Genomic DNA, 14,059 nt, shown 5'->3' with positions numbered 1-14,059 from the left:
ACATCAGGAGGGCGTCATGCCTGAGGCATTCATCTACGACCACGTCCGCACCCCGCGCGGCCGCGGCAAGGCGGACGGCGCGCTGCACGAAGTCACCGCGCTCGCGCTCGCGACCGTGCCGCTCAAGGCGCTCAAGGACCGCAACAACCTGCCGGAAGATTCCGTCGATGACGTCATTCTCGGCGTGGTCGATCCCGTCGGCGAAGCCGGCTCCGACATTGCGCGCTTTGCCGCGCTGAAGGCGGGCCTCGGCGAAGCGGTGCCGGGCGTGCAGATCAGCCGCTTTTGCGCCTCCGGCCTCGATGCCGTGAATTTTGCCGCAGCCCAGGTGATGAGCGGCCAGCACGAGCTCGTGATCGGCGGCGGTGCCGAGTCGATGAGCCGCGTCGGCATCGGCGCTTCCGGCGGCGCCTGGCCGATGGACCCGTCGATGGCAGTGCCGGCCTATTTCATGCCGCAGGGTGTCTCGGCCGATCTGATCGCAACCAAATACGGCTTCTCGCGCGACGACGTCGATGCCTATGCGGTGCAGAGCCAGCAGCGTGCGGCGAAGTCCTGGGATGAAGGCCGCTTCGACAAGTCGGTCGTCCCGGTGAAGGACATCAACGGCCTCACCATCCTCGCCAAGGACGAGCATATGCGTCCTTCGACGACGATGCAGTCGTTGGCGCAGTTGCAGCCGGCGTTCACGATGATGGCACAGATGGGCGGCTTCGATGGCGTCGCGGTGCAGTCGCATCCGGAAATCGAGCGCGTCAATTACGTGCACCACGCCGGCAATTCGTCGGGCATCGTCGATGGTGCCGGCGCGGTTCTGCTCGGCAGCAAGGAAGCCGGCGGCAAGTACGGCCTGAAGCCGCGCGCAAAGATCCGCGCCTTCGCCAATATCGGCTCAGAACCCGCGATGATGCTGACCGGCCCGGTCGACGTCACCGAAAAGCTGTTCGCGCGCTCCGGCATGAAGAAGTCGGACATCGACCTGTTCGAGCTCAACGAGGCCTTTGCCTCCGTCGTGCTGCGCTACATCCAGGCCTTCGACATCGACAATGCCAAGATCAACGTCAATGGCGGCGCGATCGCGCTCGGCCATCCGCTGGGCGCGACCGGTGCCATGATCCTCGGGACCGTGCTCGACGAGCTCGAGCGCACCAACAAGGCGACCGCACTGGTGACGCTGTGCATCGGCGGCGGCATGGGCACCGCGACCATCATCGAACGCGTCTAAGGGTAGGGAGCAACCAGCATGGCTTACAAGAATTTCAAGGTTGAGACCGATTCCGACGGCATCGCGCTCGTGACTTGGGACATCCCGGGCCGTTCGATGAACGTGCTCGACGAGACCTCGACCAGCGAGCTCGACGCGATCGTCAAGGCGACCACGGCGGATGCTACGGTGAAGGGCGTCGTCATCACCTCCGCCAAGGAAGCGTTCTGCGCGGGTGCCGATCTGTCCATGCTCGAAGGCATGAACCAGGCCTACGCAAAGGTCTTCAAGGAGCAGGGCGAGACGGCCGCGAACCAGATGCTGTTCGAACAGAGCCGGCGCTTTTCGCAGGTGTTGCGCTCCATAGAGACCTCCGGCAAGCCGTGGGCGGCGGCGATCAACGGCCTCGCGCTCGGCGGCGGTTTCGAGATCACGCTGTGCTGCCACTATCGCGTGGCGGCGGAGAATCCCAAGACGCGGCTTGGCCTGCCCGAGGTCAAGGTCGGACTGTTCCCGGGCGCCGGCGGCACGCAGCGCGTGCCGCGCCTGGTGCCGCCGCAGGACGCGATGACGATCCTGCTCAAGGGCGATCCGGTCACGATCGAGAAAGCCAAGGCGCTGAATCTGATTCACGCCGTCGTTCCCGCCGCCGATCTCATCAAAGCGGCAAAGGACTGGATCAAGGGCGGCGGCAAGGCCGTTGCGCCCTGGGACGAAAAGGGCTTCAAGCTGCCGGGCGGCCCGGTGTTCTCCAAGGCCGGCATGATGATGTTCCCGGCCGGCAATGCGATCTATCGCCGCGAGACCTACGACAATTATCCGGCCGCACGCGCGATCATGAGCTGCGTCTATGAAGGCCTGCAGCTGCCGATCGACGCCGCATTGCGCGTGGAGTCGCGCTACTTCACCTCGGTGCTGCGCTCGAAGGAAGCGGCGGCGATGATCCGCAGCCTGTTCCTGTCGATGCAGGAATTGAACAAGGGTGCGCGCCGTCCGAAGGATGTGCCGCCGACCAAGGTGAAGAAGATCGCCGTGATCGGCGCCGGCTTCATGGGCGCGAGCGTCGGCTATGTCTCGGCCCGTGCCGGCCTCGACGTCGTCCTGATCGATCGCGACCAGGAGAGCGCCGACAAGGGCAAGGCGCATGCGCAAAAGGTGATCGAGGAGCAGATCAAGAAGGGCCGCGCCAAGCCCGGCGACGCAGAAGTCCTGCTCTCGCGCATCACGCCGACCGCGGACTATTCCGCGCTGAAGGACGTCGATCTCGTCATCGAAGCCGTGTTCGAGGACCGCAAGGTCAAGGCTGATACCTTTGCCAAGGCGCAGGAGCATATGAAGCCGGACGTGATCTTCGCGTCCAACACCTCGACGCTTCCGATCACCTCGCTGGCGAAATCCTTCAAGGACCAGGGCAGGTTCGTCGGCATCCATTTCTTCTCGCCGGTCGAGAAGATGATGCTGGTCGAGATCATCCAGGGCAAGAACACCGGTGATCTCGCGATCGCGACCGCGCTCGACTACGTCCGGCAGATCGGCAAGACGCCGATCGTCGTCAACGACTCCAGAGGCTTCTTCGCCAATCGCTGCGTCGGCCGCTACGTCGCCGAAGGCAACGAGATGTTCCTCGAAGGCGTGCCGCCCGCGATGATCGAGAACTGCGCCAAGATGGCCGGCATGCCGGTCGGCCCGCTCTCGCTGTCGGATGAGGTCGCGCTCGACCTCGGGCTCAAGATCATGAAGGCGACGGAAGCCGACCTCGGCCCCAACGCCATCAATCCCGATCAGAAGAAGCTGATGGTGGAAATGGTCGAGAAGCAGGGCCGACTGGGCCGCAAGAACAGCAAGGGTTTTTACGACTACCCCGAGAAGGGCAAGGGTCAGAAGAGCCTGTGGCCGGGTCTCTCCGCACTGCAGCCCAAGCAGCTCGATCCTGATACGCTCGACGTCGAGGAGTTGAAGCAGCGCTTCCTGGTGGTGCAGGCGGTGGAGGCCGCACGCACCGTGGAGGACCACGTCATCACCGATCCGCGCGAGGCGGATGTCGGCTCGATCCTCGGCTTCGGCTTCGCGCCGTTCACCGGTGGCACGCTGTCCTACATCGACTTCATGGGTCCCAAGAAGTTCGTCGAACTTTGCCACAAGCTGGAGGCGAAATACGGTTCGCGCTTCACCCCGCCGAAATTGCTCGAAGAGATGGCGGCGAAGGGCGAGACCTTCTACGGCCGTTTCGCTCCGAAGAAGGCGGCGGCGTGATTCTTTGAACCCCTAGCCGGGATGAAAAATACGAAAGGCCGGATCTCGATCCGGCCTTTCGCATCTGCGCCTCAGGCGGCCTGGATCAGCCCTTCTTTCTTCATCGCTTCCTGCACCTGCGGCCGCGCCGCGACGCGGGTCTTGTAGGCGGCAAGGTTCGGCATCGCCGAGAGGTCGAACTTCATCCGGTCGCCCCAGGTAAGCATCGTGAAGAGATAACCGTCGGCGACCGTGAACTGCTTGCCCATGAGGTAGTCGCGGCCGGCGAGCTGGCTGTCGATGTATTTCAGCTTGCCCATGACGCGGTCCTTGAAGAAGGCCTTGGCCTCGTCGTTCAGCGCCGGCGCGAACATCGGGCCGAAGCTCTTGTGGACCTCCGAGGTGAGGAAGTTCAGCCATTCGAGCAGCTTGTAGCGCTCGGAGCTGCCGTGGGCCGGCGCCAGCGCCTTGGCTGAGGCCTGATCGGCGATCATCTGGACAATCACCGGGCCTTCGGTCACGATCTCTCCGCTATCGAGGCCCAGCGCAGGGACCTGGCCCTTGGGGTTCAGCTTCAGATAATCCTCACCGTTTTCGAGCTTCTTGGCCCGGATATCGACCTTGACCAGTTCATAGGGCAGGCCGGCCTCCAGGAGCGCGATATGGGGGGATAGCGAGCAGGCACCGGGCGAATAGTACAATTTCATGGAATTTCCTCCTCTTATTGCTTGGTTCAGGCGAAAGAACGACTACATGCATCTGCTTGAAATAGTCAAGATTGATGCAGGTGCATCGAATAGGGTAAGAGACGGGCGACGAGCTTGAGCGGGACCATGAAACGCAAACCATCGACCGAGGCAACTTCCGCCTGGATCCGCTTGATGCGGGTGCAGAGCCGCGTGCTCAATTGCGTCGAGCAGGACCTGAAGAAGGCCGGCTTCCCGCCGCTTGCATGGTATGACGCGCTGCTCGAACTGTCACGGGCGCCCTCGGGCGAGCTCCGGCCGGTCGAACTCGAACGCCAGATGCTGATCCCGCAATATTCGACATCGCGGCTGATCGACCGCCTGGTCGACGAAGGCCTCGCCTCGCGGCGTGAATGCAAGATCGACAAGCGTGGCCAGTTCGTGGAGATCACGGAAGCCGGCCGCGAATTGCAGAAGCGGATGTGGGGCGCCTATTCGGCCGCGATCGAGAAATATGTCGGCTCAAAGCTGTCCGATGCAGATGCCGTGAAGCTCAGCGGTCTGCTCGACCGTCTGGGCTGCTCGTGCGGCGAGATGAAACTGCCGCCCATCGTCCACGCCAACGAAACCACGCCGTCGCGATGAGCGCGCGGCACACCAGCTCGTCCGTGCAGCCGGTGGCTGCGCGGACCATCCCTGTCACCCACGCGCGTTCGATCGAAGCGCTTTTGATTAGAGTCTGATATGGCGCGAGACCAGATCGATATGACGCCGTTGCAATCGCGTGACGAACTCGTCAAGTGGTTCGAGGAAGGCTGCAAGGACCCGTCCGAATTCCGCATGGGCACCGAGCATGAGAAGACGCCGTTCACGCTCGAAGGCCACCGCCCGGTGCCCTACGAAGGCCCGCGCGGTATCGGCGCGCTGCTCGAAGGCATGAAGCTCCTGCTCGGCTGGGAGCCGATCATGGAGAAGGGCAACATCATCGGCCTCTACGACGTCACCGGCGGCGGCGCGATCTCGCTCGAGCCCGGCGGACAGTTCGAGCTTTCGGGCGCCCCGGTCGAGAACGTGCACCAGACCCAGAGTGAGCTGATGGCGCATCTGGCGCAGGTGCGCGAGATCGCGACGCCGCTCGGCATCGGCTTTCTCGGGCTCGGCATGACGCCGTCCTGGTCGCGCGCCGACATCCCGGTGATGCCCAAGGGCCGCTACAAGATCATGACCAATTACATGCCGAAGGTCGGCCAGTACGGCCTCGACATGATGTACCGGACCTGCACGGTCCAGACCAATCTCGACTTCTCCTCCGAAGCCGACATGGTCAAGAAGCTGCGTGTCTCGCTCGCGCTGCAGCCGGCCGCAACCGCCTTGTTCGCCAACTCACCCTTTACCGAGGGCAAGCCGAACGGCTTCCTCTCCTTCCGGTCCGAGATCTGGCGCGACACCGACAATGCGCGCGCCGGCATGATGCCGTGGGCATTCGAGGACGGCATGGGCTTCGAGCGCTATGTCGACTACGCGCTCGACGTGCCCATGTATTTCGTCAAACGCGACGAGGACTACATCGACGTCTCCGGCTCCTCGTTCCGCGCCTTCTTCGATGGCCGCAACAACAATTTACCCGGGGAACGTCCGACGTTGTCGGATTGGGCCAACCATCTTTCGACGATTTTCCCGGAGGTGCGGCTCAAGCGCTATCTCGAGATGCGCGGCTCCGACGGTGGTCCGTGGGGCCGTCTGCCGGCGCTATCGGCGTTCTGGGCCGGGCTGCTCTACGACGATGTGTCGCTCGATGCCGCCTGGGACCTGGTGAAGCACTGGAGCCCGCATGAGCGTCAGGCCCTGCGCGACGACGTGCCGCGCTTCGGCTTCAAGTCGCGGATCAAGGACCGCTATCTGTTCGAGATCGCCAAGGAGTGCCTCGTTCTGGCACATGCCGGCTTGCGCCGGCGCGGCCGGATCGACCAGCTCGGCCGCGACGAGACCAGGCATCTGGAGCCGCTCGATCGCATCATCGATTCCGGCCGCACGCCGGCTGAGGAGATGCTCGACAAGTTCAACGGTCCCTGGAACGGCTCGGTGGAACCGGCCTACGCGGAATACGCGTTCTAGACCCAAGGCCAGCGATCGGGAGCCGAGCCGTTCATCGCCCGTACAGGTTTGCGGCGATCAAATGGCCGGCTGAAAAACCCGAGCGTCGTCAATAACTCGAAAGCTGTTCCGATGGGGAAGGGCCGCCTGGCCGCAATGGCAAGCGTCGTGGCCTGCGCCGCGCTGCTTTCGCTCGCGTTTGCGAGCTGGCCTGCGCGCGCCCAGACGGCGTTCGACCGGCCCGGCGGAGACTATTTCAGCACCCCGGTCACGTCGGGCGATCCGGAGGATTGCGCGCTGCTGTGCGAGCGCGACCGCCGTTGCCGCTCGTGGAGCTTCAGCTATCCCGACGTCGAAGGCGGCTCGGCGGTGTGCTGGCTGAAGAACACCGTGCCCGCGCGCGTGCCGGGAAGCTGCTGCATCTCCGGTGTTCGAGGCGCCGGCGTGATCGAGCCGCGTGTCGAAGGCGTGGAGACCTCGATCGACCGCCCCGGCGGCGATTTGCGCAATTTCGAGATGAAGGACGGCGAAGGCGAAGAAGCCTGCAAGGCCGCCTGCACCGCCGACAACAAATGCCGCGCTTTCACCTATGCCCGCCCGGGCTACACCGGACGCGAAGCGCGCTGCTTCCTGAAAAAGGAAATCAAGCCGCCGCGGCGGAAGGCGGGCTTCACGTCGGGCGTGGTGAGATAGCTCGGACCATTCCGGCGCGATCACCGTGATCTCGGGCCACAGCGACTTCCAGCGTGCCGCCTTCGCTGCGTAACTGGCGGCGGAAAAATTCGGCGCCCGATTGGGTCGCACGATCAGCTTCGCGATGTCGTCGAATCCGTGCGGCGCGTAGACGTCGAAATCCCCTCCGGCAGGATGGATGCCCACCTGCGTATTCTCCGTGAGGAAGCGGTCGATACCGTCGGTCGCGCGCATCAAGGGCGGATAAGGCAGACCGTGCTTGCCGGGATACCAAAGGTGCACGCGCGCCTGGTTGCGGATTTCGACCTTGGCGCCGAGATGCGCGAGCTGTGCGTGCAGCTTGCGGATCACCGCGTCTTCCGCCTCCCATGAGGTGTCGGAATCGAAATAGAACACGTCGTAATCGGCGATGCCGTGATCGATCGGGCGGCCCGTGAGCACGTTCCACACCGTCTGCACCAGGCAGCCCGCGACGAGCCACGCATCCGGCAGTGCGAGGCGATGGATTTCATCGAGGATCGCTGCGTTGAACGGATTTCGCAGGGCGAGAGCCAGAAATTCGTCGCGGATCATCACTGTGGCGCTTCCTCTCCCGCGTGCAGGAGAGAGGTGAGGACATTCCGGCCTTCAATGCACGGCGGTGAAAAACCGCGCCATGCGAAATCCGGACAGCCAGGTCCACACCGGCTGGCCCCGGATGCCGAGATCCCAGGATCCGAGCACGGCATCCGCGCGGCCGACAAGATTGTCGATCGGCAACATGCCGACGCCGCCGGAGCGCAAGGGCACGCGGCTGTCGGCGGAGTTGTCGCGGTTGTCGCCGAGCACGAAGAGATGGCCCGCCGGCACCGTTACTTCCTGCGTGTTGTCGAGCGGACCATTGTCGCGCATCTTGAAGATCAGATGCGAGACGCCGTTCGGCAGCGTCTCGACATAGCGATAGGCGGGTTCGCTGCCGCCATTGTCGTCCTCGGCGGCGCCAACGCCGTCCGGCTTCAGCTCGGCGGGGCGGTCGTTGACGAAGAGCTGGCCCTGGCGCAGCTGGATGCGGTCGCCAGGCAGACCCACGACGCGCTTGACCCAGGCCTGCGAGCGGTCGCCGGGCCAGCGGAAGACCACGACGTCGCCCTGCTTCGGCGTCTCCGCGAAGACGCGGCCGCTCTCAGGCAGGTTGATCTGGATCGGCAGCGACGAGGTGCCGTAGCCGTAGGGGAATTTCGAGGCGATCAAGGCGTCGCCGATCAACAGCGTCGGCTCCATCGAGCCCGACGGCACGTAGAACGGCTCGGCCAGCGCACCCTTGGCGATGAACACCGCGGCGACGATGCCGGCGAGCTGCACGAGCTGGCCGGCCCAACCGCTGCTCTTCCGCTTGGCGGTGACAGTTATCTTCTCGACACTCATCCGCCTGTTCCACCCACCGTAATGCGTTCCATCAACAGCGACGGCTGGCCGACGCCGACCGGCACGCCCTGACCGTTCTTGCCGCAGGTGCCGATGCCGGTATCGAGCGCGAGGTCGTTGCCGATCATGCGGATGCGATGCAGGTCGGTCGGCCCGTTGCCGATCAGCATGGCGCCCTTCAAGGGCGCACCGATCTTGCCGTTCTCGATCTTGTAAGCCTCGGTGCACTGAAACACGTATTTGCCCGAGGTGATGTCGACCTGGCCACCGCCGAAATTCGCGGCGAAGACGCCGTTCTTCACCGACGCCAGGATCTCGGCCGGATCGCGGTCGCCCGCGAGCATGTAAGTGTTGGTCATGCGCGGCATCGGCACATGGGCATAGCCCTGGCGGCGGCCGTTGCCGGTCGGCTTCATGTTCATCAGGCGCGCGTTCTGACGGTCCTGCATGTAGCCGACCAGGACGCCGTCCTCGATCAGCACGGTGCGGTTGGTCGGCGTGCCCTCGTCGTCGATCGACAGCGAGCCGCGGCGCGAGGCAATGGTGCCGTCGTCGACCACGGTGACGCCCTTGGCCGCGACCTGCTGGCCCATCAGGCCGGCAAACGCAGACGTCTTCTTGCGGTTGAAGTCACCTTCGAGGCCATGGCCGACCGCCTCGTGCAGCATCACGCCGGGCCAGCCGGCCCCGAGCACGACGTCCATCTCGCCGGCGGGGGCAGGAATCGATTCCAGATTGACGAGAGCTTCGCGCAGCGCGCCGTCGGCGGCGTCGCGCCAATTCTTGCTTTCGATGAATTCGGCATAGCCGGCGCGGCCGCCATAGCCCTTGCTGCCGCTCTCCTGCCGGTCGCCCTGACCGGCGACGACGGAGACGTTGACGCGCACGAGCGGGCGGATGTCGCGATAGCTCTCGCCGTCGGGCCGCAGGATCTCGACCACCTGCCAGGTCGCGCCCAGGCTGACGCTGACCTGCCGCACCCGCGGATCCTTGTCGCGCAGATAGGCGTCAATCTCGGCGAGCAGCTTGACCTTGGTCTCGAAGCCGGGGGCATCGAGCGGATTGTCGTCACTGTAAAGCCGCACGTTGGTATGCGCTGGAGGCGCGGCGAAGCTGCCGGAATAGCCACCGCGCACGGCCGCGACCGCGTCCGCGGCGCGAATCAGCGCCGGCAGCGACACGTCGGAGGAATGCGCGTAGCCGACCGCGTCGTCCTTGACGGCGCGCAGGCCAAAACCTTGCGAGGTGTCGTAGGTCGCCTGCTTCAGCCGCCCATTGTCGAACATCAGCGCTTCGGTCTGGCTGTATTCCAGGAACAATTCGCCGTCGTCGGCACCGGCAAGCCCGCGCGCGAGCTCGTGGCGAACCTGGTCGCGGTCGAGATTGGCGCGGTCGAGCAGGGAGGTTGTGGCAGGGTTGGTCATGCGTCCGTCCATTATCGGGGGATGTGAGGCAAGATAATGGTTTCCCGGCAGTTCCGCGAGGGGCTTGGCCGTCACATTACGGAAACGATAGGAAGGGCTGGAAGCAAGGGGGCCCTGACGCGGAAGCCGATCGATGCTATGCTAGCGTCATGAATTACCGAGATATCATCTCGATTGAACCTGGCAAGCGTGGGGGGAGGCCCTGCATCCGCAACATGCGGATCGCTGTCGCAGATGTGCTCGGCTGGCTGGCTGCTGGCCAGACCCACGCTCAGATCCTCGACGACTTTCCTGAATTGACCGAGGACGATATCCGCGCTTGCCTGGCCTATGCCGCCGACCGCGAGAGGCGATTGGTGACCGCACCGATATGAGGCTGCTGTTCGATCAGAATCTCAGCTTCAAACTTTGCCAGATGATCGCCGACCTTTTTCCGGATTCGAGTCACGTCCGGTCTCATGGTCTGTCCGAAGTCGCCGACGGTGCGCTTTGGGAGTTTGCGAAGGCAAATGGTTTCGCGATTGTGACCCAGGACGTCGATTTTGCCGAGCTGGCGGGCCTGTTGGGCTCTCCACCCAAAGTGATTTGGCTTCGGGCGGGCAATCAAACGACCGCGACGATTGCGGCTCTGCTTCGCCGGCACGCGCAGACAATTCAATCTTTCGAGAGCGATGACAGCGCTGCGTGCCTTGAGATTTACTAAGCCGGTATAACTAACCTACGGCAGCTTGTCATATCCCTCGCCGAGCCCGTTCAGGCTGAGCGGGAAGCCGATGCCTTCTTCCGGGGTCTCGAAGATAATGAAGGTCGCGGTCTTGGCGGTGCGGAGCTGGCCGAGCAGCTTGTCGTCCATGACGACCTCGGCGACGCAGCCATTGGGCAGGCAGCGGACAAAGCCGGCACGGCCGACATCCTGGTTGTCGAGTTTGAGGCCGAGGCCGGAGGGCAGGAGAACGCCGAGGGGGGCGACGACCCGCATCAGGCGGCTCTTCTGGTCGGCGGTCTTGAGGACGATCACGGTCAGGCCGGCGTTGGAGCGGTCTTCGGCCACCACGCTCTGGATCAGGGCACATTGCTCGGACTGGGCGCCCGGCGGGGTGTCGCAGCGGATCTGCCAGTCGCCATGGACGGAGCGCACCGCGCCCTGCGCATGGGCGAGGCCCGGAAGCGCCAGGGCGACGACCGCCGCCAGCAGGGCGGCCAGCATCGTGAGGCCGCCAGCCTGGCTTTTAGCCCGCCTTGCCATGGATCTCGAAAACCCCATCGGGTCGGTCCCTCTGCTCGCCTGGGTCGCTCGCGTCAGGCGGACTGATACGGGAATGACGGCGTCTTGAAGGCGATTCGCAAGCAAATTCCACGCCGCCACGGCCGCCGTCGCCCGCACGAATCAGGTTCCTGTGCGGCTGTCCGCCAGTGCCTACCGCGGGCAATTCCGCTGTCAAGCGGCAGCATCCCGGGAAATGGTATTTTTGTCTGATGTTACTGGGAAATATCTTGCGGGTGATGGCTGACAGACGAGGCTCAAGACTGCATTGCGATAGATCAAGAATTATGGTTTGAGAGGCTTGATTTCGGCGTTCTAGCGATCTGGCCCCAATTCCTCTTAGAGGTATTCTTGCGCGGCGGTTTGTCAGACGGGGGATCGAATAAAGCGTTTCCCGAAAATAGGGGAATGCACTTGGGGTGATTTCGTTAGGGGAGCGCGAACGGCATGAAGATGTCGATGGGCCCGGTGGGCCGGCACTTGCTGGGATTGGCCGTAGCGGGTCTGACGCTGGCGACGGGCGGTGCGGCATTTGCCGAGCTCGGGCAACCGGCTGCGTGGGAGTGGACGCTTCAGCAGTCCGCTTCCCCGGTGATGGACAACATCGTCTGGTTCCACAATTTCCTGTTCGTGCTGATCACGCTGATCACGCTGTTCGTTCTGGCGCTGCTCGTGATCGTGGTCGTCAAATTCAACGCGCGAGCCAATCCGGTGCCGTCGCGGACCACGCACAACACGCTGATCGAGGTGGCGTGGACGCTCGTTCCGGTGCTGATTCTGGTCGGTATCTCGGTGCCGTCCTTCCGCCTCCTGTTCCTCGAGCTCGATGTGCCGAAGGCGGATCTGACCATCAAGGCGACCGGCAAGCAGTGGTACTGGTCCTACGCCTACCCGGATAACGGCAAGTTCGAGTTCGACTCGCTGATGGCCCAGGACAAGCAGCCTCGTCTGCTCGGCGTCGACAACGAGATGGTGGTGCCCGTCAACAAGGTGGTCCGGGTTCAGGTCACCGGCGCCGACGTGATTCATGCCTTTGCGTTGCCGGCCTTCGGCGTCAAGATCGACGCCATTCCGGGCCGGCTCAACGAGACCTGGTTCAAGGCCACCAAGACCGGCATGTTCTACGGCCAGTGCTCGGAATTGTGCGGCAAGGACCACGCCTTCATGCCGATCGCCATCCGCGTGGTGAGCGACCAGGAGTTCGCCTCCTGGGTCGAGACGGCGAAGAAGAAATACGCGAGCGGCGGCACCAGCACCTACGCCTCCACGGCCGGCCCGACGCAGTAAGCGCCGGGTGACGGGGTCGAGGAAACTGAAAGCGACATAAGGCGGGACCTCCAGAGGTCCGATCGGGACGCAAGGCAGGATTAGAAAATGGCAACGAGCGCAGCGGCACACGGCGATCACGCGCAAGACCACGGACATGACGAGCACGCCCATCCGACCGGATGGCGGCGCTACGTCTATTCGACCAACCACAAGGACATCGGCACGATGTACCTGATCTTCGCGGTCATCGCCGGCGTCATCGGCGCCGCGATGTCGATCGCGATCCGTGCCGAGCTGATGTATCCGGGCGTGCAGATCTTCCACGAGACGCACACCTACAATGTGTTCGTGACCTCCCACGGCCTGATCATGATCTTCTTCATGGTCATGCCCGCGATGATCGGCGGCTTCGGCAACTGGTTCGTGCCGCTGATGATCGGCGCGCCCGACATGGCGTTCCCGCGTATGAACAACATCTCGTTCTGGCTGCTGCCGGCCTCGTTTGCGCTGCTGCTGATGTCGACCTTCGTCGAGGGCGAGCCGGGCGCCAACGGTGTCGGCGCCGGCTGGACCATGTACGCGCCGCTGTCGAGCTCGGGCCATCCCGGCCCGGCCGTCGACTTCGCGATCCTGTCGCTGCATCTGGCGGGCGCCTCCTCGATCCTCGGCGCCATCAACTTCATCACCACCATCTTCAACATGCGCGCGCCGGGCATGACCCTGCACAAGATGCCGCTGTTCGTGTGGTCGATCCTGGTCACGGTGTTCCTGCTGCTGTTGTCGCTGCCGGTGCTCGCCGGTGCGATCACGATGCTGCTCACCGACCGCAATTTCGGCACGACGTTCTTCAACCCGGAAGGCGGCGGCGATCCCGTGCTGTTCCAGCATCTGTTCTGGTTCTTCGGTCACCCCGAAGTGTACATCCTGATCCTGCCCGCCTTCGGCATGGTCAGCCAGATCGTCTCGACCTTCTCGCGCAAGCCCGTGTTCGGCTATCTCGGCATGGCCTACGCCATGGTCGCGATCGGCGGCATCGGCTTCGTGGTGTGGGCGCACCACATGTACACGGTCGGCATGTCCTCGGCGACGCAGGCCTATTTCGTCGCCGCCACGATGGTCATCGCGGTCCCGACCGGCGTGAAGATCTTCTCGTGGATCGCCACGATGTGGGGCGGCTCGATCGAGTTCCGCGCGCCGATGATCTGGGCGGTGGGATTCATCTTCCTGTTCACCGTCGGCGGCGTCACCGGCGTGGTGCTGGCCAATGCCGGCGTCGACCGCGTGCTGCAGGAGACCTACTACGTCGTCGCGCACTTCCACTACGTGCTGTCGCTCGGTGCGGTGTTCGGAATCTTCGCCGGCTGGTACTACTGGTTCCCGAAGATGTCGGGCTACATGTACAATGAAGGGCTCGCAAAGGCGCACTTCTGGGTCACCTTCATCGGCGTGAACCTGGTGTTCTTCCCGCAGCACTTCCTCGGCCTCTCGGGCATGCCGCGCCGCTATGTCGATTATCCCGACGCGTTCGCGGGCTGGAACTTGGTCTCGTCGGTCGGCTCCTACATCTCCGGCTTCGGCGTGCTGATCTTCCTCTATTGCGTGATCGACGCCTTCGCGAAGAAGGTGCCGGCTGGCGACAATCCGTGGGGTGCAGGTGCGACCACGCTGGAATGGACGCTGCCCTCGCCGCCGCCCTTCCACCAGTTCGAAGTGCTGCCCCGCGTGCAGTAAGCCAATGCTCGCGGCGCCCGTGACGGGCGCCGCGGCTCGACAACGAAGCGAGTCAATC

The 14,059-nt window shown here is 63.9% G+C and carries 13 protein-coding genes and 1 pseudogene; 9 read left to right on the top strand and 5 right to left on the bottom strand.

Annotated elements, in window-relative coordinates:
* The first annotated feature begins 16 nt into the window (after window positions 1–16).
* Window positions 17–1,225, top strand: coding sequence for an acetyl-CoA C-acetyltransferase (locus AC0L3U_RS17460; RefSeq protein ID WP_473362534.1), 1,209 nt, complete (start codon window positions 17–19; stop codon window positions 1,223–1,225).
* Window positions 1,226–1,243: 18 nt separating this feature from the next.
* Window positions 1,244–3,457, top strand: a complete 2,214-nt coding sequence (locus AC0L3U_RS17455) for an FAD-dependent oxidoreductase (protein WP_473362533.1) — start codon at window positions 1,244–1,246, stop codon at window positions 3,455–3,457.
* 71 nt (window positions 3,458–3,528) lie between these two features.
* Here the strand turns inward: AC0L3U_RS17455 and gstA are convergent, their stop codons facing one another.
* Entirely contained in the window at window positions 3,529–4,143 is a 615-nt protein-coding gene (gene gstA / locus AC0L3U_RS17450; RefSeq protein WP_063994563.1) for a glutathione transferase GstA, read from the bottom strand.
* A 126-nt stretch (window positions 4,144–4,269) separates the two neighbouring features.
* Here gstA and AC0L3U_RS17445 point away from each other — a divergent pair, with 126 nt between their 5' ends.
* The 3 genes from AC0L3U_RS17445 (at window position 4,270) to AC0L3U_RS17435 (ending at window position 6,909) form a co-directional block, all read left to right on the top strand.
* Window positions 4,270–4,767, top strand: a complete 498-nt coding sequence (locus AC0L3U_RS17445) for a MarR family winged helix-turn-helix transcriptional regulator (RefSeq protein ID WP_027515263.1) — start codon at window positions 4,270–4,272, stop codon at window positions 4,765–4,767.
* Window positions 4,768–4,866: 99 nt separating this feature from the next.
* Window positions 4,867–6,237, top strand: a complete 1,371-nt coding sequence (locus tag AC0L3U_RS17440; RefSeq protein WP_473362532.1) for a glutamate--cysteine ligase — start codon at window positions 4,867–4,869, stop codon at window positions 6,235–6,237.
* Between the two features lie 111 nt (window positions 6,238–6,348).
* Complete coding sequence (locus AC0L3U_RS17435) at window positions 6,349–6,909, top strand: PAN domain-containing protein (protein ID WP_473283165.1); 561 nt, start codon at window positions 6,349–6,351, stop codon at window positions 6,907–6,909.
* A gap of 9 nt (window positions 6,910–6,918) precedes the next feature.
* Here the strand turns inward: AC0L3U_RS17435 and AC0L3U_RS17430 are convergent.
* The 3 genes and pseudogenes from AC0L3U_RS17430 to tldD form a co-directional block, all read right to left on the bottom strand.
* A pseudogene (locus AC0L3U_RS17430) lies at window positions 6,919–7,482 on the bottom strand (nucleotidyltransferase family protein); the annotation flags it as partial.
* 54 nt (window positions 7,483–7,536) lie between these two features.
* Window positions 7,537–8,313, bottom strand: coding sequence for a signal peptidase I (lepB, locus tag AC0L3U_RS17425; RefSeq protein ID WP_473349507.1), 777 nt, complete (start codon window positions 8,311–8,313; stop codon window positions 7,537–7,539).
* Window positions 8,310–9,737: a metalloprotease TldD gene (gene tldD, locus AC0L3U_RS17420; RefSeq protein ID WP_456766474.1), complete on the bottom strand. Its 1,428-nt coding sequence runs from the start codon at window positions 9,735–9,737 to the stop codon at window positions 8,310–8,312. Before tldD ends, lepB begins: the two co-directional genes overlap by 4 nt.
* A gap of 149 nt (window positions 9,738–9,886) precedes the next feature.
* Here tldD and AC0L3U_RS17415 point away from each other — a divergent pair, with 149 nt between their 5' ends.
* Window positions 9,887–10,111, top strand: coding sequence for a DUF433 domain-containing protein (locus tag AC0L3U_RS17415; protein ID WP_473362531.1), 225 nt, complete (start codon window positions 9,887–9,889; stop codon window positions 10,109–10,111).
* Window positions 10,108–10,440 carry a DUF5615 family PIN-like protein gene (locus AC0L3U_RS17410; RefSeq protein ID WP_473349505.1) on the top strand — a complete coding sequence of 111 codons (333 nt, stop codon included), beginning with the start codon at window positions 10,108–10,110 and terminating at the stop codon, window positions 10,438–10,440. Before AC0L3U_RS17415 ends, AC0L3U_RS17410 begins: the two co-directional genes overlap by 4 nt.
* 15 nt (window positions 10,441–10,455) lie before the next feature.
* Here the strand turns inward: AC0L3U_RS17410 and AC0L3U_RS17405 are convergent, their stop codons facing one another.
* Window positions 10,456–11,001, bottom strand: a complete 546-nt coding sequence (locus AC0L3U_RS17405) for an invasion associated locus B family protein (RefSeq protein ID WP_473362530.1) — start codon at window positions 10,999–11,001, stop codon at window positions 10,456–10,458.
* 447 nt (window positions 11,002–11,448) lie between these two features.
* Between AC0L3U_RS17405 and coxB the strand changes: the two genes are divergently transcribed.
* Window positions 11,449–12,288, top strand: a complete 840-nt coding sequence (coxB, locus tag AC0L3U_RS17400; RefSeq protein ID WP_247362964.1) for a cytochrome c oxidase subunit II — start codon at window positions 11,449–11,451, stop codon at window positions 12,286–12,288.
* 87 nt (window positions 12,289–12,375) lie between these two features.
* Window positions 12,376–14,001 carry a cytochrome c oxidase subunit I gene (gene ctaD, locus AC0L3U_RS17395; RefSeq protein WP_007605061.1) on the top strand — a complete coding sequence of 542 codons (1,626 nt, stop codon included), beginning with the start codon at window positions 12,376–12,378 and terminating at the stop codon, window positions 13,999–14,001.
* Window positions 14,002–14,059: the final 58 nt, after the last annotated feature.

The organism is Bradyrhizobium sp. Kon69, assembly GCF_055807515.1.
This window is presented reverse-complemented; position numbering and strand designations above follow the sequence as displayed.